The following is a 24,883-nucleotide window of genomic DNA, read 5'->3' on the forward strand; positions in this document are numbered from 1 at the left end:
CACAGTTGGGTTTTCAAAGCTATCAACATAATAACAGCAGTCAAATCTGTGTCCACAATATAGGATTAAATCTCAAAATACGTACAAAAAGGATTTTACCCGTGTCCTCTTTATAGGGCTCATTTTAGGTAAAAAATACGGATGCGGGAGCAATAAATTTGTTTTTAACCGTATCAGCTTCAGCAAAATACGGTTTGGAAGCGAAAAACTTGATTTGTAACCGTAGAGGAATGCTTACAGAGGGGGCAATAGAATGGCCAGAACAGACGAAGAAAAGTACTTTACAATCCTGTAGATATATTGTAAACTCTTGGTTAGTTATTGCTAACCAAGAAAAGACTTGCAGGAGGTACTATGACAATATTAAATCTGTTTATGACTGTTATTTCATTGATACTGCTGATCCTCTGTATTATGGCACCCTTTCGGAAAAGCGGTGCGGTAAGGGGAAAACAGATGCTCCAGGCGGTTTTAAAGCCCCACACGATCTATGGGATTCTCCTTCTTGTGACATCACTTGTCCACGGAATTCTCTCCGAAAACAACCCGGCGATGATGAGCGGAAAGCCGGCATGGCTCTGCCTGCTGATCCTTCTGATTTTCTCGGCGTTCAAAGGCAGGATGAAGAACAGAAACTGGATCAAAATCCACAGAGTACTTTCAGTATTGCTCTGCCTTCTGATTGTGGTACATATTGTACATGCCATTGTAGTATAAAAGCTACGGTTGGAAATGGAAAAGGCGACGGACGAACATTGTACTTACACAGTGCGTATGGTACAATGGATAAAAGAGCAGAAATAAAAGTTGTTCAAGTTTTAGCAACAGATACGACCCTCGAAGCGGCAACTTCGGGGGGTTTCTTTTACGAGAGGGGCTGTTTTTATGTTAAAGAAAACCGTACTTTCCGGGTGTGCAGCAGGAATCTTTCTGGCAGTATTGGCAGGAACAGTTGTGACAGGAGTAAAAAGTCCGATTGAAAGTCAAATTGCACCGGGACTGAAAAAGGAAGCAAAAGCGATGAAGTCCTTTTTTCGCTCGCCTGAATCAGAAACAATGATTGCTGAAATACAGAGAAATCTTACAACATCACATACCGGAGAAGGAAATTCCGTGGAACTCTATGAGGGCCTGGCGTTTGAACCGAAAAAAGCGTATGAAGTTTACACATTAAAAAGTGAACACGTTATTCGTGAATTTGACCAGAATGGTACGTTTAAGGATAATATATCCGAAGAATATGTATTACAGGTACCGCTCAGCAACAGCCAGAATGAACTGGTCGGCCTGACCTTGTTTTATCAGGAGCAGGGAGGTTTTGAATTATTCGCCTATGGAGAAATGGAAGAAAAACAGGAAGTCCTGACAGATATGGAAGAGTTAAACGCACTTGTAAACGGTCAGGAAGAACTGAGAGGGCAGAAAGAAATCAAAGATGCAAAAACAGTTGTTCTGTATCAATATAATACATATGCAATTTATATCGAGACAGCAGACGCAGAATATATGATTCCGATTTCGGCCAACAACGTCATGACACAATTAGAAGAAAACAAACTTTATACAGCAGAAGAATTTATAGATGTGCTGCGACTGACTTCCAGTGAAGATATAAACAGCGAAAACCCGCTAACCTTAAAGGTTGGCGGGTTTCGCTGTTTATAAGTTATCTAAAGGAATGAGAGTAAAGTGCGGCACCTTGAAGTGCCTTACTTTATGAGGGGGGAGATAGTGATTTGTTTATCAACTATCTGATTCTTAGTATAACCAGAAAATGTGTCTAAAATATGTGCAGATCATAAAAGAAAACGAAATTTTCTTAATGGTCTATTAAGATTTTAACGCAAATGGTCGTTTTACCCGGGAAAAACAGGGTGATCAAGCAGATTTTCCGGTATTGTTGAATAAGCTATCAGATTTTTTCATCCGTATATATCCGGATAATCTGCCTGAGAATACTGTGAAGATAAGGAAGATATTCCTCAATCGGAACCGGCTGACTGTAGAGGATGCAGTTATAGCTGGTGGAACCGATAAGTTCGATAATAGTAAAAAGCATCAGTTCCGGGGTATCGCAGTGAACTCCGTATTTCAGCATTGATTCCAAAAAATGCTCATAAAATTTCTGGGAGGTTAAAAATCCTGTATCAGAAACGGTATTCTGAAAAATTCCCCAGGAGAGATTTTTGGCAACAAATTCCATTAATGCGTGCTGGCTGCGGAAACAGTCAATGATATAATCTGTAATAAACAGCAGTTCCTCCTCAAATCCGGAGGCATGAGATGTTTCCAGCGCACGGTGTGCATCATCAAACAGCTGGCCGGCTTTAAAGACGATCAGTTCATTTCTTAGATCATATTTATCCTGAAAATACAGATAAAAAGTCCCTTTTGCAAGTCCCGCCTCCTGAACAATATCAGATATGGTTGTTTTCGAGAATCCTTTCTCTGTAAACAGACGGAAGGCTGTTTTGAGAAGCAGATCCTTTTTCTGCTTTTTATTTTCTTCTACCTTTCCCATGCAGATGTCTCCTTTTTACAATTTGCTATTAGACACATTATGATAGATTTGTCGTGAAAAGTCAATAAAATGACTAAAATTCATTTTTTACACCCAAAATTATTGACTAATAGTCATTTTTGATTATACTTAAGGAATAACGTTTACAAGTGAAAGGAGTTGGTACAGGTGGTGAAAATCGGCAAATGGATTGCCAGGCACAAGGTACTGATTTTAATTCTGGGGATTCTCCTTGTTGTTCCATCGGTGATCGGGATGGCAAAAACACGGGTTAATTATGATTTGCTCAGTTATCTTCCGGAGCATCTGGAAACTGTGAAAGGACAGGATCTTCTGGTTGATGAATACGGCATGGGGGCATTTTCCATGGTTGTGGCGGAGGATATGGAACTGAAAGACGTGCAGAAGCTAAAAGAGACATTTGAAGAGATTCCGCATGTGAAAGATGTACTCTGGTACGATGATATAACGGATATTACAGTTCCGGTGGAAATGCTGCCGGATGATTTGGAGGAGGCATTTTTCCGGGGAGATGCTACAATGCTGCTGGCGCTTTTTGACAATACGACATCCTCGGATGAGGCAATGGATGCAGTGACGCAGATGAGGAAGACCGCGGATAAGCAGTGTTTTATCAGCGGAATGACCGGTGTTGTAACGGATATCAAAAATCTTTGTCTGAAGGAGATGCCGGTCTATGTTGTCATTGCAGTGCTGCTCTGCCTTTTCATTCTGGAACTGACATCGGGATCGTATCTTGTTCCGGTATTGTTTCTGCTGAGTATAGGGCTTGCGATTCTCTACAATATGGGAACAAATATTTTTCTGGGCGAGATTTCCTATATCACTCAGTCGCTGACGGCGATACTGCAGCTTGGGGTGACAATGGACTATTCTATTTTTCTGCTCCACAGCTATGAAGAAAATAAAAAACGTTTTCCGGGTGAGAAAGAACGGGCCATGGGGCATGCGATTGCAAACACGTTCCAGTCGGTCATCGCAAGTTCCGTTACAACAATTGCGGGATTTGCGGCATTGTGCTTCATGACCTTTGCGCTGGGAAGAGATCTTGGAATTGTCATGGGAAAAGGCGTTTTGATGGGCGTATTGTGCTGCGTAACCATTCTCCCGTCGCTGGTACTTGTATTTGATAGAGCAATTGAAAAGACAAGCCACCGGCAGCTGCTGACAAATATGGACCGGATTTCCGGATTTATCACAAAACATTACAAAGTGTGGATCGGGGTATTTCTTATTCTGATTATTCCGGCGGCGTATGGAAACAGCCGTACGGAAATTTATTACAACATCGCTCAGTCCCTGCCGGAGTCTTTGCCAAGCAACATTGCGAATGAAAAACTGGAGAAGGATTTCGATATGGCAAATGTACACATGGTATTGATGGACAAACATATGGACAGCCTGAAAAAACAGGAGATGATGGAAAAGATTGATGAGGTGGACGGCGTGAAGTGGAGTATCAGTATGAATTCCCTGATCGGTCCGGCAGTTCCGGAATCTATGATTCCGTCAGAAGTCAAAGAGATGCTGCAAAGCGAGAACTATGAGCTGGCATTTGTCTGTTCAGAATACGGGGCGGCGACAGAAGCGGTAAACCGGCAGATTGCTCAAATTGACAGGATCGTAAAAGCCTACGACAGCGATGCCATGGTTATCGGGGAAGCTCCTCTGATGAAGGATTTGCAGGACGTGACCGATATCGATTTGAAAATGGTCAATCTGGTGTCTATAGCTGCAATTTTTCTCATTATCATGCTGACCTTTAAATCGATTTCCCTCCCGGTCATTCTTGTTGCGGTGATTGAATCTGCCATTATGGTCAATATGGCGGTTCCTTATTTTCAGGGAGAGAGCCTTCCGTTTGTCGCAAGCATTGTAATCGGTACAATCCAGCTTGGAGCAACTGTGGATTATGCTATTTTGATGACAAGCAGATATCAGAAAGAGAGAAGAAGAGGAAAAAATAAAAAAGAGGCGGTTTCCATCGCGCACCGAATGAGCATGCCGTCGATCGTAAGCAGCGGTCTGAGCTTTTTTGCGGCTACATTCGGTGTGGCGGCATATTCCAATATTGATATGATCAGCTCGATCTGTACGTTGCTGGCAAGAGGTGCATTGATCAGCATGTGTGTAGTAATTCTCATTCTTCCGGCTATGTTTATGATTTTTGACGGTGTAGTATGCAAAACGTCCATCGGATTTCTTGGACAAAAGAAGAATGCGGCAGGTTTTTCGGGAAAGAAAAAAACAGCCTGATTTTAAATGAAGGAAAGGAAATGAATGATGAGCAGAAACAGAAAATGGAAACAGAAAATGGCTGCGTCTCTGGCGGCCGGGATGTCGGTGGTGTTGTCTGCGGTGCCGGTGTGCGCTGCAGGAAGCGAAAATGCAGGAAATAATGCGGTCTGTAAGGAGGAAACGGTTTATGTTAATGCAGATGCTGCGGGAAAGCAGAAATCGGTAACCGTTTCCGAACAGTTGAAAGGGATTCAGAGTACCGGAACAGTCGCTGACGAAAGTATTCTGGACGGGATCAAAAACATCAAAGGGGACGAGAACGTTTCACAAAATGGAAACCGGCTTACATGGCAGGCAAAAGGAGAGGACATCTTTTATCAGGGGACAACAGAACAGGAACTTCCGGTCTCCATGAAAACAGTGTATATCCTGGATGGAAAAGAGATTTCGCCGGAAGAACTGGATGGGAAAAACGGCCATCTGGAAATCCGGATTACATATGAAAATCACGCAAAGCGTACGGTAAGCGTAAAGGGCGGGGAAGAAACAGTATTCAGCCCGATTGTTCTTGTGACAGGACTGATCCTTCCAAATAAAACATGTTCCGATGTCAGAATTGACAACGGGAAAGTTATCAATGACGGGGATAAAAATATCATTCTGGGCGTGGCTATGCCGGGGCTGAAAGAAAGTCTTGGTATGAAAGAAGGAGAGGCGGCGGCAGAAATACTTACGATTCCGGATACGCTGACAATTTCTGCGGATGTGGAAGATTTTTCAATGCCGTCGACTTATACGGTCGGACTGACAGACGTACTGGACGAAATTGATCCTGATAGTTTTGACAGTTTAGATGAACTGTCGGATTCTCTTGCGAAAATGGAAGATGCGGCACTGGAACTGGTGCAGGGCTCAAAAGAGCTGTCCAAAGGAGCTGACACGCTGGGAAGTAGATATGCAGAATTTGATCAGGGGATCGATACGATGCAAAGCGGAATCGATGCTCTGGATGCGGGCGCGGCTTCCCTTGCTGCCGGAATCGCAGAATATACCTCAGGTACGGACACATTAAATGCGGGAATTCAGACGTATTTTGGCGAGAACGGGGAACTGTCCGCTACTATTACAGAGTATAAGAACGGAGTCAATACTCTGCTTGCCGGAATCGAAGAGTATACAGAAGGAGCGGACACTCTGGCAGATGGAGTCAATACCTATGTGGCCGGAGAAGAAAAGCTGGCTGAAGGAGCAAAGCAACTGTCTGCACTTTCCGAAGGCCTGACCAGAATACAGGAGGCCGTCCGGATACTAAGTGAGAGCGCGGACGGAACAGGAAGCGCAGAGGAAGACCTTCTTGCGGCCGCCGGTGAGCTTGCGGACGGAACGGAAACACTCAGTCAGGCGCTGAAGTCAGAGACCGTCCAGAAACTGCTGGAACAGGTTGATGAAATGACGAAGACCGGGCAGGAACTGACTTCAGCCGCCGGCGAACTTGGCAAAGATATTGAAAAGGAGATTGCCGGACCTGCGTCGGAGATTACGGCATCTCTTCAAACACTGGCCGGTCTGCTGAATGAGGTAAACGAAAAAGCTGGTTTGCTGGAGAAAGGATGCAGTGAACAGGTCGCAAAGATCAACCGGACGGTAGAAGAGAATAACCGGAAAATACAGATGGCAAAAAAGGCGGCGGCTGAAGGAGAGGAACAGATTGCCGCGGCTCAGGCCGGGCTTAATCAGCAGATACAGGCACTTCGCGCGGCAGGGCAGGAGGAGGCTGCCGCTCAGATAGAGACAGCCGTGCAAAGCCTGGAGAATGCCCGCACATCCGCACAAAACCTGCAAAATCTTTCCGGATTGGATACAGTAGAAATGCCGGACTTTTCCGGAATTGATACGGAAGAACTGTCCCGGAATGCATCATCGCTGGAATCAGAGATCCGGACAGTTGTGACATCATCCGGCAGGCTTTCTTCCCGGATGACAGGACTGCAGGACGGACTAAAAGAAATGGAAGAGAAGAAGGACGCACTTCCGCAAACATCTATGCAGGAAATTTCACGGCAGGTTGAAATTCTTAACCGCGGAATGCAGGGACTGTACCAGGCAGCAGGGACTCTGTCGGGAGGCCTTTCTGAACTGGGAGAAGCATCGGACGCCTTGCAGAATGGAGCAGCAGGAATTCAGAATCTTCAGCAAGGATTTGAGAGTCTTGGACAATATAATGAAGCATTGAAAAGCGGAGCAGGAAAACTCAAAGACAGCAGTCCGTCGGTACGGAAAGGCGCACAGACCTTACTGGGCGGTACAACACAGCTTTCCAACGGACTGGACACTTTAGGAAGCCGGCTTTCCTCCGGTTCTGCTGCACTTTCTCAAAACAGTCAGGCGCTAAAGGAAGGCGCTGCCACGCTGAAAAGCGGAACGCAGAAACTGGTATCCGGAGGTGCATCTTTGAAAACAGCAAGCGGTCAGGTACAAAGCGGCATTGATACACTGAGCACCGGTGCCAAGACGTTGGCAGATGGAATGAAACAGTTTGAAGAAGAAGGAATTTCCAAACTTCAGGAAGTGACGGATACAGAGTTTAAGGATATTGCTGACCGGTTCAAGGCGCTCACAGGCGAAGAGTGCAGATACGATACTTTTGCCGGAAAACCGGAAGAGATGGAAGGAACTGTGAAATTTGTCATTGAGACAGAAGCAGTACCGGCCAGATAACAGAGAAGGGGAAAATTCATGAAATGTCAAAAGGGGCTATCGGGAAATAGATAGTCCCTTTTGTTTACGCATCCAGACTTGCGAGCGATTCTTATGATTCCTTCAACTCCGGCAGATATGCTGTGATAAATTCTTCCACAGAGGACGCTCTGGCAGCTCCCTTGACCCAGGTCGTAAGAAGATCCAGATCCTGTTCTTCCAGAATTCGTGTGCGTAAATTGTCAGGCACACGGCCAAGATCTTCTAAAATAGAGAGTACATCTTCCGCTTTCCCCTCTGCTTTACTTTCCCGTCTGGTTGCCTGCACGTCATAGTATTCAAAGTGATCAAAAAACATTTTAAAATCCCTCCGTTCAATCTGATCTGTTTGTCTGCTGGTCATAAATCTCCTTTCCGAAGGGAACAAAGACAAACAGACAGACATTGAAATTAATTTTATTGTACCAGTGAATAAAGTGAAATACAATAAACAGCAAGTCCTTTCTATATCTGTTTTCTCTGTTCCCGTCTGTAAAAATGAATCATTGAAAAATGTGGCCGAACGGCCGGAAACCAAAGGACAAAAAGAATGACTGTCCCGATTTGATAAGGAACAGTATATACCCGGAAGAGGGGAAAAGCAAGAAGAAAACGTCTATTCATAGCATATTCCGATAGTTATGACAGAAAAATAAGGCAGAATCAACGAAAAGGTGAACCTTTTTTCAAGTTCAAACCATCTTTATTTAATAGAAGGGTAAAAGATGGGGAACAGTAGGTTCAAGGAGGAATCAGTATGAAGGAAAAAGTGACATTGAAAATACAGGGGACGGAAATCAGGGAGTTTGAGATGTATCTGTATGAAAGAGAAAATGCAGAGGCGACAATCCGGAAATATATCACGGATCTGAAGTGCTTTTTTTCGTTTCTTGGAGGAGATCAGGAAGTGGACAAGCCGCGTCTTCTTTCTTATAAAGAATGGCTTCTCGAGCATTATGCGGTAAACAGCGTGAATTCCATGCTAGCGGCTCTGAATCAGTTTTTGATATTCTGCGGATACTGCGAGCTTAAAATCCGGCGCGTAAAAACACAGAAGAACCTGTTTTTGCAGGAGGAGAAAGAGTTGACCCGGAAAGAATACAAACGCCTGGTGCAGACAGCGAGGGCGGAGGGAAAGGCACAGCTTGCCCTGTGCATCGAAACCATCGCTGTTACCGGAATCCGGGTCAGCGAACTGAAATATTTTACGGTGGAACAGGTGAAAAAGGGCAGAATCGAGGTACACAACAAAGGAAAATACCGGAGAATCTTCCTGACGGGAAGCATCCGTAAAAAACTGCTGATATATGCGGCAGCGCGGAAAATCCGGTCAGGCTGTATTTTTGTGACGAAAAACGGAAAGCCAAAAGACAGGAGCAATCTCTGGAGCGAGATGAAAGCGTTGAAAGAAAAGGCGGGAGTCAGCGGCGAGAAAATCTTTCCGCACAATCTCCGCCACCTGTTTGCAAGAGTCTACTATCAGACAACCAAAGACCTTACAGGACTTGCGGATGTCCTCGGACACAGCAGCCTGAACGTGACAAGAATCTATACCTCCAATACAGGAGAACTCTATCAAAGACAGCTCGATCGCATGACCGTCTTGCAGATTTAAGAGGGAAAAGGGGAAAATAAAAAACACCACATAATATCAATTATGTGGTAATACAAAGTCGGCCTATCTCATCTAGTCACCAGTTTTTAGTTTTCTACCCTATTTTATAGCAAAAAATAGACTGCGTCAATGCAGTGACGGAAGATTTCACAATTTTATGCATCAAAATAACACCCGCCTTTTACATATCATTTGAAAAATCGACGGGACACCGAAAAACAGGACTTCACTTTTTAATGAAGGAAAAGCCATGTACCACATAATTGATATTATGTGGTTGTTTGCGTTCTATGGAATGAGGCAGAGGAAAGATATGGAAAATAGATGCAGTAGCCTGAAACGGGGAGACATCATAATCTCACCCCAGAGGATGAAATTTATAAACCATGGAATTCTGTTTGTAACGGAGGAAGGAAAGTCCGACAGCCTGGATGAAGACCGGATCCTGCTGGCCTGTATTGAGCAGAGCGGGAAGGACGGCACAATCCGGACCCGGCTTCCCGTGGAAGAGGTTACGTCTGATACGGAAGGACGTTTTTTCCTCGGCACGATTTACGGTACACGGTGCGAAATCCAGACGAACCGGATGGGCGCCACGGCGGGGGAACTGCTGATGGAAATTGTCCGGCATTATCCCTGGCTCTGGATCGGGGATCATGAGTGCCTGGACTCCGGGGACAGGAAAAAATGGCAGGAATTACAGAATATGGTGGAACAAATGCGTGCCTGCAGTATTTTGCTTGACTGAGGGGAGATTTGTTTCGATTAAGAAAGAAAAGAAGGGGGAAGGAAATTGAAACTGATGGATCAGGCAATAGAAAAGAAAGCGGAAGCTAAAGGAGGAGACCATGAAAAGTAAAAGAAGGAAGAGAGTCATAGCAAGCGTGCTTTGCATGGTTTTGATGCTGAGCACGGGAATGTCCACGCTTGCGGAAGCAGATGCAGGAACAGTACCTGCAGTGGAAGAGACAACAGCAGCCCAGACGACGGCACAGGAGACGGAAAGCACTTCGACAGATGCGCAGACTGTGGAAACGGAAACACAAACCCAAACGGAGACTAAAACCCAGACGGAAACGAAGCAGACCGAAGAAGCAGCGCAGACACAGCAGGAAGAAACGACAGCCGTTCAGCCAACAGAGGAAGCTTCCGGTGGAGAGACAACACAGACAGAGACAGATCAGACTGCACAGAATACGCAGGATCAGACTACGTCTACGGAAATATCCGGGACAGAAACACAGAATGAGACAGTAGAGACACAGCCGGAAGAGACTGAAACAACAACGCCAGCAGAGGAAACTCAGGAAATGAAGGAAGAGGCAAGTGTTTCTCCTGCATTTTCAGCTTCCATTGAGGCGGAGGATAAAAGCGCAACAGTATATGTTAGTGCAGAAGAAGGAGTTTTCCCAGAAGGAACAACTGTTACAGCTAAAAGAATAGATGGAACTGCAAAAGAGTATGATCAGGTAGAAAAAAGTCTAAATAGTGAAATTGCAAAGAGTAACAAAGATGTTCTAGATTTTGTGGCTTATGATATTACATTCCGCGATGCAGAAGGTAATGAAATTGAGCCGGAAGGAGAAGTTCAGGTTTCTCTGGACTTCCATGATATGGAACTGGGAGGGGCATCGAAAGAAGACAGTACAGTGAGTGTGATCCATGTTAAGGACGATTTCAGTACGGAGACTGTCCAGAGTGATGTCGATCTTACAGGTGAACAGCTTAAGCAGGTAGAGTTTAAAGCGGATGAATTTTCTATTTATGCAGTGACGGCAGGAGGGAAAATACAAGAATATACAAATAGTATTGAAAATCCATATGCGACTATTGAATTCTGGGATAAAGAAAAGGAAGGCGGAAAGCAAGAGATTTCTTTCTCTGAATATAGTGGCAATAGATATCAAAATGATAAGAGATATTTGAATATTCAAATTTATGTGAATGGTGGAATGACAGACGATGAAACGTATGTTCTTGACATGGAAGAAGATGACTATAATGATGTCAATCTCCAAACAACAGTAAAACCGGGAAATGGTTACTATTTACAGAAAGCATGTGAATATAAACCGATTAATAATGAGGTGAGTACGTTTGGCGGAAGTACTACAACGGATTTGTATCAATCTGAAGATAGGAATGAAGTGAATGAATTACGAATTTATCTCACTAAAACGAATCCAAACAAACCGTGTAATCCCAAAAAACTGTTCAATACAAAAACTATTCCTGTTACGCTATATAACTATGATACAGAAGCTTACAATAACAGTGTTGATTTAGACAGTGGGAGCCTGTTAATCAGAAGTGCCTGGGGAAATTATAAAGCAGATGGATACGATATAACTGGTAGCGGAAGTAATGCCCACAATGAATCGTGCGGAGATACGGGTATTTTTTATGGATTGGCGGAAAACAATATGTCTGGGGAGGCCAATACTCCGATCGGAAACAGAAGTATTCAATTTACTAAAGATGCTAAATTTTTTGATAATTCCTTTAGCGATTCGGTAGGCGAGAAATATTCCGATGTTGGTTTTGAATTTTCATATGATGAGACCAAAAAAGAATACAGCTATAACAGTAACTCCCAACATGTGCACTACGATGCTGCTACCAATACTCTAAAACGATATGACTCAACCGGGCCTGGGACATTATCTGACAGTAATACCTTTCAAAGGGATGGTTTCTTCCCATTTACAGATGAAAGCGATAATATGACGGACTATGGTTTCGGTATGAGGATGGATGTGGAATTCTATTTGACTGAGGATGGCACCATTGATGGCAGCACTCCAATGGAATTTAGTTTTTCCGGAGATGATGATGTATGGATTTTCATAGATGGTCAGCTTGCACTGGATCTTGGAGGAATCCATGCACGAAGAGGCGGTACGATTAATTTCAAGGATAGTGCAGTTACTTACGAGAACATTACAAAAAATGGGGATGATAAAGGACAGCCTACTCCGGCTGATGGATGCAATTCCAATAAACCGAATACAGGCTTTTTGAATTCACTGAAAGAAGGTACACATACCCTTACCATGTACTATCTGGAACGAGGTGGAAATGAGTCCAACTGCGAGATCAAGTTTAACCTTCTGGTAGTAAACAGAGAAGGAACATTAACCTTTGATAAGGAAGATGAAAATGGAGATGCGCTTGAGGGGGCGTTATTTGGATTGTATAAATCTGAAGCGGATATCGAAAACGAAAATCCAATCCAGGAAGCCCGGTCAGATGCTAATGGAAACGTGACATTTGATATCAGTAATCTACAGCAAGGTACTACCTATTACCTGAAGGAGATTGCTGCTCCATTTGGATATATCGCTGACAGCGATACCTATAAGGTAATTGTGACAGAGACAGAAAAAGGTACGGATATTATCGTTAAAGGTGAAATTAAGGATGGAAAGAATAATTTAGTCACAACAATTACAAATCAGAAACAGACTACAGGCGGAGGAACAACGGCTGTTACAGTAAAAAAAGAGTGGGGAGAAGAGGTTAAGCCTGATCAGAAGGTTCCTGTAACCGTCACATTAAAAAGCAATAATCAGACTGTTCCTGTAGATATAGCAATAGAGAATCCAGTTACATTGGATGACCCGGATTGGGCTCATACATGGAGCGACTTGCCTGGAAGCATTGAATATACGGTAGAGGAAGCGCCGGTAGCAGGGTTTAGTGCAACAAATGATACAACCTCTTCATATATAATTAATTCAGGTTTTAATAAATATAGTCTTGAAAGTATTAAGGAATTTGAATTAGGCGGTAACGGAATTATTATCGTTAAAAAAGGTAATGGAGCGACTATATGGACCGATAAATATATTTCTGATGAGGATGACCGGAAAAACATTATAGAGGCTCTTAAGAAAAATGACATTGTACAGAAAGGAATAGGTTCTGCACTTAATAACTCAGACTTTGTGACAGGAAACTGCATTATAGAAGGAGAAGGTATATCAATTGGTTACGATACAGATACTGGTAAAGTAACGTTGAAGTCAAATATAAGTAGTGCAAAATCGATTTTCTGGGCAGGAACCTACAATGAAACAAAAACTATTACGATTACAAATAATAAAGTTACCAAGACTGATATTCCAGTAGAAAAAAAATGGGTTGGCTTAGTTGAAAATACTGAAAAACAAAGTGTAGAAATTGGATTATATAATGGTGATACGCAGGTAAGGACAGTCACCCTTACTGGCAATCCTGACTGGAAAGGAGTGTTTGAAAACGTTCCATATTGGAATGAAAATACCGGTGAAAAAATCCGATATACTGTGAAGGAAATTTCAATAGGAGATAAACCTGTGGATAAGACAGACTTTCAGGTTACCGTGACAGAAAATTCAGATGGAAGTTTTACTGTTACGAATGAAAAGCTGGAACCATGGCAAATTCTGAAAGTAAGCGCATCAGATAACAAAACACCATTGAAAGACGCAATCTTTAAGTTGGAGAAAGATGGACCAAACAGCGCCACATACTATGGGAAAACAGGAGAGGATGGAATCGTAGTTTGGTATACCGATAAAGATTGCACGGAAGCAAATAAACTAGAAGAAGCAATCCCAATAGGAAACTACCAGTTAAGTGAAATTCAGGCACCAAGCGGATATACAGTATCAAGTATCACTTGGACAGTTGAGGTAGCATCGGGAGGAGTAACAATCACAGAACAGGATGGTGACAAGCTTGATGGAAAAGAGATAGGCGGAGTACAGACATTTACAATAGCAAATGAAGCCGTTTATTCCCTTCCATCATCCGGTGGCCCAGGTATCTTCTGGTATACGATCAGCGGAGCACTGTTATTAATGGCAGGGACGTTGATTTTATATAACCTTAAAAAGGGGGAGGTGCTGAAAAAGTAGGAGTATAAATAACCATTCAGCATATCCGCCGCAGCAGAAAAGAACGGCAGAATTTTCAAGGCGGAAGCTGAAAAACAACAAAAAGAATCAAAGAAAAGGAGAGAAGTATGAGGAAATTAAGAAAAGTAATGGCCTTGTTATTAACATTGGCTATGGTAATGGGATTGTCACTGACAGCGTTTGCGGCTCAAAAAAATTCGGCTACAATTACGGTAGAGAATGCTGATAATGCAACATTAAGTATGGTACAGGTTATTAAAGCAGATCCAAAAACTGAGACTGGATGGGCTTTTGTAGGAAATGCTGCTACGGCTTATAAGACAGCTTTTGACGTGGAAAATGATCAAGATGCAATATGGATGCTGATTGGTGCAAAAAATAGCGAGATAGAGTTACCGAGAGAGCTTACTCCTGCAAGCGCTGCACAGATTAATCAGGCATTAAATTTGGTAAGTGATGAATTTAAAACTTTTACTAATGGAAGCGCAGTATATGAAGCAGGTGTATATGTAATTAATGCAGTAGAAAAAGACTATACATATAACAAAATGGCTGCTTATGTAGGATTTGGCGAAATTAAAGATGACGAGGGAACGGTTATTAATGGATATCCATCTCTGATAGATGCAGTTTTAGAGGCTAAAAAGTCACCAATTACTATTAAAAAGGATGTTGATGATAACGACGGCTACTATGCAATTGGTCAAATATTAACATATACTTTGGAAACATATGTACCATATGCAAAACCTGATGAAACAAATTTCAAGTTTATGGTTACGGATGATTTGTTTAATGCTCAATATTATTTAACAGGAGAGAAAAGTATTGCTAAGATAGAGTTGGAAGGTGAGACGGAGCCAATAGGTGGTGCCAGCGAATTTGAATTGAGAGATCCGCAAGGAGAGGACTTCTTTACAAAGGGCTTTACGATTGATTTATCCAAATTGATAGATAAGAGTAATAGTAATGCAGGTAAAAAAGTTACGATAACATACACAGTTAAGGTTACTGGTGAATACGGTACGAATGATATATGGAATAATGCTATAGCTCATGTAGGGGACGAGGAAACTGATAGTGAACAAGTTCGGCTTCATACAGGAAATATTATCTTAACAAAATATAACGAAGAGGAAACAGAAAAACTTGCAGGTGCTGGATTTGAAGTACGGAAAAAGTTGAATAATGGTAATTATTCAGAACCATTAAAATTTAAAGAAATCATTAAGGGAATATATCAATACGCGCCTGATGATCCGAATGCAGTCACAGAAATATTTACAGGTGATCAAAATCAGCCAGGTGGAGCTTTAAGCATAGAGAAGGGCGAATTAATCATAACTGGTATTGATGCAGGGGAATATCAATTTATCGAAAAAACAGCCCCTAAGGGATATTCGATTAATAGTACTCCGGTAACGGCAGTTTTAGATGAAGATTCAGATAAGAATTTCCGTGAGAGAGGAATATCAAAAACATATGTTGAATTTGTTTCTATGACTGACACCAAACTCGCTGAGCTTCCAGGAACAGGTGGCATCGGTACAACAATCTTCACCATCGGCGGATGTGTCATCATGATCGCAGCTGCCGGCCTGTACTTCGCAAGCCGCAGAAAACACGGTGAGAACTAAATTTCAGTTTTGATTCCTGACTGCTAGTAGCAGGGAAATCAAACATCTAAAACTTCACTACATACGGCAGAAGCCCGGGAGCGGGGAATTTCATCCCGCCCCGGCAGCCCTGCCGGATACAACTTTTCTTTTATATAAAGAAGAACTCAAATGATAACAAACTACAACAACAAGGAGAGCCCGGATGAAACGAAAACGACTGATTTTGACGATTGCAATGATTCTGTTATTTTTAGCTGGTCTGTCCTTGCTGCTGTATCCTTTTGTGGCAAACCAGTGGAACAATTACCGGCAGCAGAGGCTCATCAGCAGTTATGAGGACACGGTCGCCCGGAAAGAGGAGGCCGGAGAGATTGACTACGATGCTGAGTGGGCGAAAGCGCAGGCTTACAATGAGGCCCTGCTTCCATCCATCCTTCCGGATTCTTTTGCGGTAGCAGAAGCGTCCGATGAACCGGACGAGGAATACATGTCCTGTCTGAATATTACAGGGGACGGCATGATGGGAATGGTGGAGATCCCGAAGATCGATGTGAATCTTCCGATCTACCACACCACATCGGAGGAAGTACTGGAAAAAGCCGCGGGCCATCTGGAGGGAAGTTCCCTTCCGGTCGGCGGGGAGAGTACCCACGCCGTAATCTCGGCCCACAGGGGACTGCCGAGTGCATCCCTGTTCACCGATCTGGACCAGCTGGAGGAAGGAGATCATTTTCTGATCCATGTGCTGGATGACACACTCTGCTATGAGGTGGATCAGATCCTGGTGGTGGAGCCGAAGGAAACTGAAAGCCTTGCGGTAGAAGAAGGAGAAGATCTGGTGACACTGCTCACCTGTACCCCGTACGGGGTCAACAGTGACCGCCTTCTGGTGCGGGGACACCGTGTGCCGTATGTGCCGGAAGAGGTAGAAGATGAACAGGCAAACGCCCTGTTCGGAACCAGTCTTCATACCAATTACCTGCTCTGGGTAGCTGCGGGGCTTGCTGTAACGGCTGCCTTTATCGGATACCTTTCCTACCGGGAACGGAAGAGACAGGGAAAGAAAAGCAGCAGGAAAAGACATCAGGGGAGGGACTAGAGGATGAAGAAAAAGATTCCCGGCATCCTGTTCGGCCTGATGTTCCTCATTGGCTTTGGCATTCTGGTCTACCCTACGGTGGCGGACCAGTGGAATACCTACCGGCAGAACCGTCTTATTTCTTCCTATGAAGATACGGTGGAAGAGATGGAGCCGGAAGATTTTACAAGAGAATGGGAGGCAGCCCGAAGCTTCAACGCCACGATTCCTCAGAATAATATCTACGGAGATGTGTTCGGGGAAGACGGAAAGGAAGCGGAAAATACTGCTTACTGGCAGGTGTTGAATATCGCGGAAGACGGAGTGATGGGATATCTCTCCATCCCGAAAATCGATGTGAAACTGTCAATTTATCACGGTACCTCCGACGAGGTCCTGCAGACGGGCATCGGCCATCTGGACGGGACGGCCCTTCCAATTGGAGGAGAGAGTACCCACAGTGTGCTGGCGGCCCACCGGGGACTGCCAAGTGCAAGGCTCTTTACTGACGTGGATCAGTTACAGGAGGGAGATAAATTTTACATCCATGTGCTGGATGAAGTTCTGGCATATCAGGTGGACCAGATCCTGGATATGGTAGACAAAGACGACCATGAAACACTGGAGGCAGCCCTCCAGACAGAAGAAGGAAAAGACTATGTAACCTTATTTACCTGTACTCCATACGGCGTCAATTCCCACCGGCTGTTAGTCCGGGGCGTGAGAGTGCCGTACAACGGGGAGGAAGATGTGGAACCTACGGCAGCAGAATCCATGCTGCAGTCCATACAGGATTACTATATGTTGTATCTGATTCTGGGTCTTGCGGTGACTTTCCTTGTCATCCTGCTTTTGCGGTTTTTGATGAAACCGAAACGGCAGGGAAAGGAAAAGAAGCAGGAGTAGCCGGATCAGAACGAAGCAAGAAGAGATCAGAGGAGGGTAACGATTGAAGATGAGAAAACGAATCAGACAGGGAGGAGCAGTCATGCTGGCTCTGGCGCTGGCATGGCAGACAGGGCTGGTTTCCCACGTTACGGCGGCGACGGCAGTTGAGACCGGCCGGGAATGTTCAGTGACGGTGGAACTGGATGGAAGCAGTGAAGAACTGAAAAGCTTATCCATTCCGGTGAAGCTGTACAGGGTGGCGGAAGTCAGCGAAAGTGGAAATTATACGATGCTGCCGGGCTATGAAAGCCTGAAGCTTTCTGAGGTGGACAGTGACACGACCGCTCAGGAATGGGAAGAAAAAGCGAAAGCAGCATCCGATCTTGTCAAGGAGCAGACCCCGGAAGCAGATGCAGAGCTTAACGTAACCGGAGGAACCGGGACAGAGGACGGCCTGCCAACGGGCATGTATCTGGTGGAGGCAGAAGAAGTACAGTCGCCGGAATACACTTATACGTTCAGCCCGTTTCTGTTGTCCCTGCCAAACAATTACTATGGATCCGGCGGATCGGATGACTGGGTATATGATGTAACTACCGGATTAAAACCGGATCAGGAAGAGCGGCTGGGAGATCTGGAGATTGAGAAAACGCTGACATCCTACAATGCAACAGTCGGCGGAGCGACCTTTGTCTTTTCCGTGGAAGCGGTAAAAGAGGACGAAGTGGTGTACAGCGATGTGGTTTCCGTGGCATTTGACCGGGCAGGCACCAGACAGATCCTGGTGGAAGACATTCCGGCAGGCTCCGAAGTAACGGTAACCGAGGTCTACAGCGGATCCAGCTATGAGAACACCGGCGCAGCATCACAGACCGTGGAAATCCTGGCGGACGGAACAGCCGGTTCTCCGGTACAGGTTTCCTTTACCAATACATATGACCATGGACTGAACGGCGGCTCCGGCGTAGTAAACCACTTTGATTACACGGAAGCGGAAGGCGCACGGGAGGCCGGACAGAGCGGCTCCGGCACCTGGGAATGGAACCAGCTGCGTGACAACACGGCGGCAGAGGAATAAAGGGGGAGACGAGATGAGAAAAGGATGGAGTAAAAAGACCATAGGTCTGGCTGCCGCGGCCTGTATTCTTGCAGCAGGAGCCACAGCAGGCAGCGCCATGGCATATTTCACCACCTATGCGGAAGCGGAGGGAAGCCAGACATTAAGTCTTGGCATGACCACCACCATTCCGGGTGAGGAAGTATCAGACTGGACGAAGCACATCCGTGTGCAGAATACCGGAGACTATTCCTGCTATGTGCGGGTGAAAGTCTTTGCGGGAAGCCAGCTGGAAGGAAGGCTTAGCTTTTCCGATGAAAGCGGAAAATGGACGCCGGGAGCAGATGATTATTATTACTACAGTGACGTTGTAGCACCGGGCGCGTCCTCCGATGAGATGCAGATCAGGATCGACAGCACCGGACTGGCTCAGGATTTTAACGTGATTGTGGTTCAGGAATGTACGCCGGTTCTGTATGATGAGAATGGTAATCCGTATGCTGACTGGAATGCGGTAGCGGATTCCACAGAATCATCCTATACCGAGGCTGACGGGGAGGTGGCTGAATAATGAAAAAGAAAAACAACAAGCACACGTTCCCGATTGTGCCGGCAGCACTGATCGGCGCGTCTGCCCTGCTTTTAATCGGAAGTACGGTTGGAAGCACCCGGGCAGCCCTGACTTATTACAGTGAAAACTACGGTGCCCGGATTCAGGTATCACGAATCGGCGTGACGTTAAAGGAAAACGGAAATGCCATCAGCAGCCGGGATTACACCGAGGACAGCCGGTGGAGCGAGACGAAAGGGACCTTGCTGGAAGGTCTTCTGGAAGAAGGGGAAACCATTCAGCCGGGAAAGGCGTATGACGAGACGTTATCCGTCAGCAACAGCGGGTCTATTGATTCTTTTGTCCGGGTCGTGCTCAAAAAGAGCTGGGCGGGTCCGGAAGGAGAGAAAGATACAACCTTGTCACCGGATCTCATTGATCTGAACCTGACGGAAGGAAGCGGCTGGGTGATCGATGAATCAGCCTCTACTGCAGAGCGGACGGTGCTGTATTATACAAGAGCACTGGCGCCGGGCGAGAGTACACCGGACCTGTCCGACACCCTGCGGATTGATCCTGCGGTTCTGACCAAGGTAACCGAGACGGTGACGGAGGATGAAAACGGATACAAGACGATTGAGACGTCCTATGATTATGACGGCTATCAGTTCCGGATTGAAGCAGAGGCGGACGCAGTCCAGACCCACAATGCGGAAGACGCCATCAAGAGTGCATGGGGCGTGGATGTGACGGCTTCCGAAGACGGGACCGGCATCAGTCTGGAATAGAGGGGGTACAACATTATGAGAAAGAAAATGTGCAGCCTGATCCTGGCATCGGCCTGCAGCGCGGCCCTTGTGGTTCCGGCCTGGTGTATGGGACCGGTCCATGCGGAAGAGCTGACAGGAAGCCGGAACTGGCTGGTGGAGTTTGACGGGGAGGAAATGCAGAGTAATTTCAGCTCCGACGAGATGGCAGAGGAGATTTACGGAATCCTGCCGGGAGATACCATGGACCTGCAGGTGGCGATTAAAAATTCCGGTGAAGAGGCGATGGACTGGTATCTTTCCAATGAAATTCTGCAGAGCCTGGAAGAAGGAAGCGAAGCCGAGGGAGGTGCCTACACCTACCGGCTTGTCTATACAGATGACGCAGGGGAGGAGACCATCCTTTATGACAGCAACACCGTAGGAGGAGAAGGAGCATCTCAGTCCGGAGAAGGACTTCATCAGGCAACGGACGCTCTGGAAGACTTCCTGTATCTGGACCAGCTGGCTCCGGGAGCGGACGGAGAAGTGAACTTAAGTGTTACTCTGGACGGCGAGACGCAGGGAAACGGCTATCAGAACACACTGGCAGCCCTGCAGATGAATTTCGCGGCAGAGACGGCAGCGCCGGAGACCATTACTCAGAAAGGCGAGGACCAGATCGTTGAGCGAACCGAGCGGGGCGAGAATACCGTGACGACAGTATATGAGACACAGCACCAGACGCCGAAGACCGGCGATACCGCACCGCTGCTTATTCTGAGCGCGTTGATGCTGTTCAGCGGAATCGTTCTTCTGGTATTTGCGGTCCTTTACTTCAAGAAACACCGCCGGAGCGGGGAAGGAGGGCTTCAGTCATGAGAAAGATCAAAAAAGTGATGCAGTCCCTGATTGCGGCGGCAGCCCTTCTGGGGATGACAGCCCTTCCGGTATCCGCGGCGGATAATTATACTTATACCGTGACTTTTTACGCGGGAAATCAGGGAACCTTTGCAAGCGCATCAGGCCTGACCGTAGCAGGACAGGGAAATGTTTCCATCCAGAATACCGGAGACCGGATCACGGTCAGCGGCCTGCAGACCGGCGATACTGTTTCCTTTGATATCCAGCAGGGAGCAGTCCGGCCTGGAGATGACAGCCGGTATTATGTACAAGGCGTACGTCCGAGTGCGCGGGACAATGACACGGCAAGTCTGGCACCGTCTGCATTCCGGGTAACCGAGGATGCTGACTACGTGGTAGCATACGGAATCCGGGGAGACCAGGTGGCTTATACGGTCAATTACGAAGATGAAGACGGCAATACTTTGGCACCGTCTCAGACATATTATGGAAATGTAGGAGATAAGCCGGTGGTAGCCTATCTCTATATCGAAAACTATCTTCCAGAGGCCCTGGCACTGACCAGGACGCTGTCCGCAGATGCATCGGAGAATGTATTTACCTTTGTATATCAGGATGCATCTCCGGAAGTCATTACGGAACCGGGTGACATCGTGACGATCACGACTGTAATTCCGGGTACGAATACGGTACAGACGATTCAGGTTCCGGCTCAGGCAGCCGGTGTGGCAGGAGCTGCAGGTGCAGGAGCGGGAACGACAGCAGGAGGAGCCGGAACTGCCGGTGGTACGGGGACGGTCGGTACAGCCGGAACGACGGGCGGCACCGGAACAGCAGCCGGAGGTGCAGGCACAGCCGGAACAGATGCGCAGGCACAGGGAGGAACCCAGGAAGCTGGAGAAAATGCAGACGGCCAGGGAGAAACCATCAATCCGGACGAGACCCCGCAGGGTGTTGTAGATCTGGATGAAGACGAGACTCCGACAGGGGACGGCTCTGACGTAGTGGAGGAGACCGGAAAAGACGGACTTCCGCTGGCAGCCGGCATCGGAATCGGTGTGGCAGGTCTTGCGGCACTCTGTGTGATCCTTGCGCTGATACGGAAGTTCCGCAGATAACCGGATCAGACAGCGAAAGGACGGACAGGATTGAAAAACAAAGAGAAAAGAAAAACTCACCCAGTGGCTGCATTTTGCAGTGCACTGGGTACGGTTTTGCTGATTCTGGTAGTTGTGGCCGCAGCCCCGGCGGCAGTGCCCCGGGCCTTCGGGCTTCAGGTTTATGAGGTCATCAGCGGCAGCATGGCGCCGGAGATTCCGACCGGCAGCCTGGTGTATGTAAGAAAAGCCAAAGCTGAGCAGATACAGGCAGAAGATGTAATCGCCTACGATGGAGGAGGCGGCGCGCTGATCACCCACCGGGTAGTAGAAAACCGGACTCTGATGGGAGAGTTTGTGACAAAAGGGGACGCCAATGAAAAGGAAGATCCGAATCCGGTGTCCTATGACCAGCTGAGAGGACAGGTCGTGTATTCCATTCCGTATCTGGGATGGATTGCAGGACTGCTCTCCGAGACAACCGGGAAACTGGCAGCGGCAGGAATGATTGCAGCGGCGGTTCTTCTGCATGTGGCGGCAGGCATTATGTTCAGGAAAACAGAATCGTAAAAGAGGACGGAAGTTTCCGTAAAGAAAAACAGGATGTACAACGTTCATGGCGACATGAAAGGTACATCCTGCTTTTGGTTATGCTTTTTTTAAATCAGGCAGATATTTCTCTGTGAATTCCTCTACAGAGGAAGCTCTGGCAGCGCCCCGGATCCATTGATCCAGACATTCCATATCTGTTTCGTCCATGATCCGTTCACGAAGTGCCTCCGGAACCGCCCCAAGATCGGATAAAAGCAGCAGTATGGAATCGGCTTTACCCCTTGCTTTACCTCTTGCTTGCCCCTCCGCTTCTCCTTTGGCTCTGGCTTTTGCTCTCTCCGCCTGCACGTCATACGCTTCAAAATGCTCAAACAACATGGTAAAATCCCTCCGTTCGATTTGATCAGTGAAGTCGCCGATTTCTTCTTTCGGAATGTTCAGTCGATGCAGGAATGCCGCAATGATCTTGGCGATCAGTTTTAAAAGAGACTCAGGGGAGTCACGGCTGATCTTCTCCAAATAGTCATCCGGAATTTCTGCGAGTTCGTGAAATTCGGCGGAGCTTCGCAGTTTGTCAATTAACATGATCAAAGACAGTTCATCTTCTTTTTCAATCAACTCCTGATTGGAATAGCGGGAGAGCGGCACAACCAGATACTGAAAGTTTGGAATATACTCTCCCAGAAGATCGGAAAGTGCGGTGCGTTCCTGAAAGTTTTTTGCAGCTGTCCAGTTCCGGTCTCCATCATAGAAGACAATTGGAAGAACAGGAGGATACCGGAAGCCCTTTAAAGCTGTGCATCCGGCCTGTTTTTTCTCGGCCTCTGCGGCATAATCTGTCAGGATCAGGACGATATAGCGGAGGATCCGGAAAGACATGTCATAGTCCACCTTGGTCTGATGCTCGATCAGCGTGATCAGATAAAGAGTGTCTATGTCTTGCTGATTTTTCAGATGGATCTTCTTGACCGTATCGGAATCCCGTTCTTCCTGCCATACGGAGATGAAGCGATCTGTGACGTCCTCAATATCTTCCGGCTGGACATCTTTTAGAAGTTCGATATCCGTATATCCGCGAAGAAACTGGGCGCAGAGGATGGGATCACCGAAGATCAGCCTGGCACCGCTGTCTTTGACTTTTTTGTTTTGTGTACTGGTTTTTGGTTTGTGACTGTTCGTCTTCGTCATAAGGACTCCTTTCCGAAAGGGAGCAAAGACAAACAGTCAGACACTGAAATTACTTTTATTGTACCAGTGAATGATGTGAAATACAATAAATGCTCAGTTCTTTCCCGTTGATTTCTCTGTTCCCCATCTGTAAAAATAAAATATTGAAATTTGTGGCCGAATGGCCGGAATCATGCATCAGCGGGAAAAGATTCCCGAAGGGACAAAAGAATGCTGTCCCGATTTGATGTAAGGCCAGTATATACCCTCAGTGAGAAAATAACAAGAGAAAAAAAGGGGTGAATTCTGATATAATGAGAGCAGGAGCAAAAGCAGAAGGAGGGAAGACACTTGGGAAACAAAAGCTTTGACAAGGTAGAAAAGAATTTGAAGGAGAGAGGATATCAGGTACGGTGCTTTGACACGGCGCAGGAGGCAGCCCGGTATCTGGATGAGCAGATTGACGGCCGGACAGTTGGCATCGGGGGATCCGTGACAATGGATCAGATAGGAATTTATCCGATGCTGGAAAAACACAATACAGTGTACTGGCATCTGCGGATGCCGCAGGGCATGACTGATGCGGAAGTGCGTGCAAAAGAAAATGCTGCGGAAATCTACCTCTCTTCGGTGAACGGACTTGCCGAGACAGGCGAGATGATCAACATTGACGGACGATGCAACCGGGTGGCGTCCATTTTCTACGGTCATGAGAAGGTGTATCTGGTGATCGGGGAAAACAAGCTGGAGAAAGACTATGACAGCGCGCTGTACCGGGCACGGAATGTGGCGGCTCCGCGCAATGCAAGAAGAGTCGGAGCCAATACTCCTTGTGCAGTAAACATGGACCGCTGTTATGACTGCAGCAGTCCGGACCGGATCTGCCGGGGGCTGTCTGTTTTGTGGGGAAAACCGATAGGAAGCGAGTTTGAAATCCTGCTGATTCATGAGGAACTGGGCTATTAATGTCCGGGAACAGGCGTATTGTTAGAGTCAGCCTTGCGATTTTCACCTTGCTACGGTTGAAAATAAGATGCTTGAGTTCAGAGCCGTAGTTCATTCGTGCCGAATACGGTTGTGAGCAAGTTTGTTGGTGATACAGCGGTTAAAGTGAGCCCCTTGTCAAGGACATCCGAAAAATTTTTTGTCTGGATTTTATAACAGCTTAAATGCTGATGGTAACTCGTTGGTTTTAATATATTTATAGTACTCGTTTGGAGACATTCCATGGAG

20 protein-coding genes are annotated in these 24,883 nt (G+C 46.2%); 17 read left to right on the forward strand and 3 right to left on the reverse strand.

Annotated elements, in window-relative coordinates:
* Nucleotides 1-354 precede the first annotated feature (354 nt).
* A complete protein-coding gene (locus B5E64_RS17160) occupies nt 355-717 on the forward strand; it encodes a hypothetical protein (protein WP_087169653.1) in 363 nt (120 codons plus the stop codon).
* 168 nt (nt 718-885) lie between these two features.
* The gene (locus tag B5E64_RS17165) at nt 886-1,665 is read left to right on the forward strand and encodes a hypothetical protein (protein WP_087169654.1); all 780 of its coding nucleotides are present in this window, start codon (nt 886-888) and stop codon (nt 1,663-1,665) included.
* Between the two features lie 247 nt (nt 1,666-1,912).
* Here B5E64_RS17165 and B5E64_RS17170 read toward each other — a convergent pair whose 3' ends face one another.
* Nucleotides 1,913-2,521: a TetR/AcrR family transcriptional regulator gene (locus tag B5E64_RS17170; RefSeq protein ID WP_087169655.1), complete on the reverse strand. Its 609-nt coding sequence runs from the start codon at nt 2,519-2,521 to the stop codon at nt 1,913-1,915.
* Nucleotides 2,522-2,689: 168 nt separating this feature from the next.
* Between B5E64_RS17170 and B5E64_RS17175 the strand changes: the two genes are divergently transcribed.
* The gene (locus tag B5E64_RS17175) at nt 2,690-4,798 is read left to right on the forward strand and encodes an MMPL family transporter (protein WP_087169656.1); all 2,109 of its coding nucleotides are present in this window, start codon (nt 2,690-2,692) and stop codon (nt 4,796-4,798) included.
* Between the two features lie 27 nt (nt 4,799-4,825).
* A complete protein-coding gene (locus B5E64_RS17180) occupies nt 4,826-7,498 on the forward strand; it encodes a hypothetical protein (RefSeq protein WP_162610225.1) in 2,673 nt (890 codons plus the stop codon).
* A gap of 91 nt (nt 7,499-7,589) precedes the next feature.
* Here the strand turns inward: B5E64_RS17180 and B5E64_RS17185 are convergent, their stop codons facing one another.
* Complete coding sequence (locus B5E64_RS17185) at nt 7,590-7,880, reverse strand: hypothetical protein (protein ID WP_087169658.1); 291 nt, start codon at nt 7,878-7,880, stop codon at nt 7,590-7,592.
* Nucleotides 7,881-8,273: 393 nt separating this feature from the next.
* Between B5E64_RS17185 and B5E64_RS17190 the strand changes: the two genes are divergently transcribed.
* From B5E64_RS17190 to B5E64_RS17245, 12 genes are all read left to right on the forward strand, one after another.
* The gene (locus B5E64_RS17190) at nt 8,274-9,131 is read left to right on the forward strand and encodes a tyrosine-type recombinase/integrase (RefSeq protein WP_087169659.1); all 858 of its coding nucleotides are present in this window, start codon (nt 8,274-8,276) and stop codon (nt 9,129-9,131) included.
* Between the two features lie 370 nt (nt 9,132-9,501).
* Nucleotides 9,502-9,879 (forward strand): hypothetical protein, encoded by a 378-nt coding sequence (locus tag B5E64_RS17195; RefSeq protein WP_087169660.1) that lies wholly within the window; start codon nt 9,502-9,504, stop codon nt 9,877-9,879.
* A gap of 100 nt (nt 9,880-9,979) precedes the next feature.
* On the forward strand, nt 9,980-14,032 hold the full coding sequence (locus B5E64_RS17200; protein WP_087169661.1) for a SpaA isopeptide-forming pilin-related protein: 4,053 nt from the start codon (nt 9,980-9,982) through the stop codon (nt 14,030-14,032).
* 107 nt (nt 14,033-14,139) lie between these two features.
* Complete coding sequence (locus tag B5E64_RS17205) at nt 14,140-15,669, forward strand: isopeptide-forming domain-containing fimbrial protein (protein ID WP_087169662.1); 1,530 nt, start codon at nt 14,140-14,142, stop codon at nt 15,667-15,669.
* Nucleotides 15,670-15,853: 184 nt separating this feature from the next.
* Nucleotides 15,854-16,750 (forward strand): class C sortase, encoded by an 897-nt coding sequence (locus B5E64_RS17210; protein ID WP_087169663.1) that lies wholly within the window; start codon nt 15,854-15,856, stop codon nt 16,748-16,750.
* A gap of 3 nt (nt 16,751-16,753) precedes the next feature.
* Nucleotides 16,754-17,635 carry a class C sortase gene (locus B5E64_RS17215; RefSeq protein ID WP_087169664.1) on the forward strand — a complete coding sequence of 294 codons (882 nt, stop codon included), beginning with the start codon at nt 16,754-16,756 and terminating at the stop codon, nt 17,633-17,635.
* 49 nt (nt 17,636-17,684) lie between these two features.
* On the forward strand, nt 17,685-18,695 hold the full coding sequence (locus B5E64_RS17220; protein ID WP_140398897.1) for a DUF5979 domain-containing protein: 1,011 nt from the start codon (nt 17,685-17,687) through the stop codon (nt 18,693-18,695).
* Nucleotides 18,696-18,708: 13 nt separating this feature from the next.
* Nucleotides 18,709-19,245 (forward strand): hypothetical protein, encoded by a 537-nt coding sequence (locus B5E64_RS17225; protein WP_087169666.1) that lies wholly within the window; start codon nt 18,709-18,711, stop codon nt 19,243-19,245.
* Nucleotides 19,245-20,012, forward strand: coding sequence for a hypothetical protein (locus tag B5E64_RS17230; RefSeq protein WP_087169667.1), 768 nt, complete (start codon nt 19,245-19,247; stop codon nt 20,010-20,012). Before B5E64_RS17225 ends, B5E64_RS17230 begins: the two co-directional genes overlap by 1 nt.
* A gap of 15 nt (nt 20,013-20,027) precedes the next feature.
* Nucleotides 20,028-20,852 (forward strand): LPXTG cell wall anchor domain-containing protein, encoded by an 825-nt coding sequence (locus B5E64_RS17235; RefSeq protein WP_087169668.1) that lies wholly within the window; start codon nt 20,028-20,030, stop codon nt 20,850-20,852.
* A complete protein-coding gene (locus B5E64_RS17240; RefSeq protein WP_087169669.1) occupies nt 20,849-21,952 on the forward strand; it encodes a MucBP domain-containing protein in 1,104 nt (367 codons plus the stop codon). Before B5E64_RS17235 ends, B5E64_RS17240 begins: the two co-directional genes overlap by 4 nt.
* Nucleotides 21,953-22,015: 63 nt before the next feature.
* On the forward strand, nt 22,016-22,501 hold the full coding sequence (locus B5E64_RS17245) for a signal peptidase I (RefSeq protein ID WP_242960292.1): 486 nt from the start codon (nt 22,016-22,018) through the stop codon (nt 22,499-22,501).
* A 78-nt stretch (nt 22,502-22,579) separates the two neighbouring features.
* Here B5E64_RS17245 and B5E64_RS17250 read toward each other — a convergent pair whose 3' ends face one another.
* Nucleotides 22,580-23,671, reverse strand: coding sequence for an Rpn family recombination-promoting nuclease/putative transposase (locus B5E64_RS17250; RefSeq protein WP_087169670.1), 1,092 nt, complete (start codon nt 23,669-23,671; stop codon nt 22,580-22,582).
* Between the two features lie 330 nt (nt 23,672-24,001).
* Between B5E64_RS17250 and B5E64_RS17255 the strand changes: the two genes are divergently transcribed.
* Nucleotides 24,002-24,616, forward strand: a complete 615-nt coding sequence (locus tag B5E64_RS17255) for a lactate utilization protein (protein ID WP_087169671.1) — start codon at nt 24,002-24,004, stop codon at nt 24,614-24,616.
* The last annotated feature ends 267 nt before the right edge of the window (nt 24,617-24,883 follow it).

This window comes from Drancourtella sp. An12 (assembly GCF_002160935.1).
Lineage (GTDB): Bacteria > Bacillota > Clostridia > Lachnospirales > Lachnospiraceae > Sellimonas > Sellimonas catena.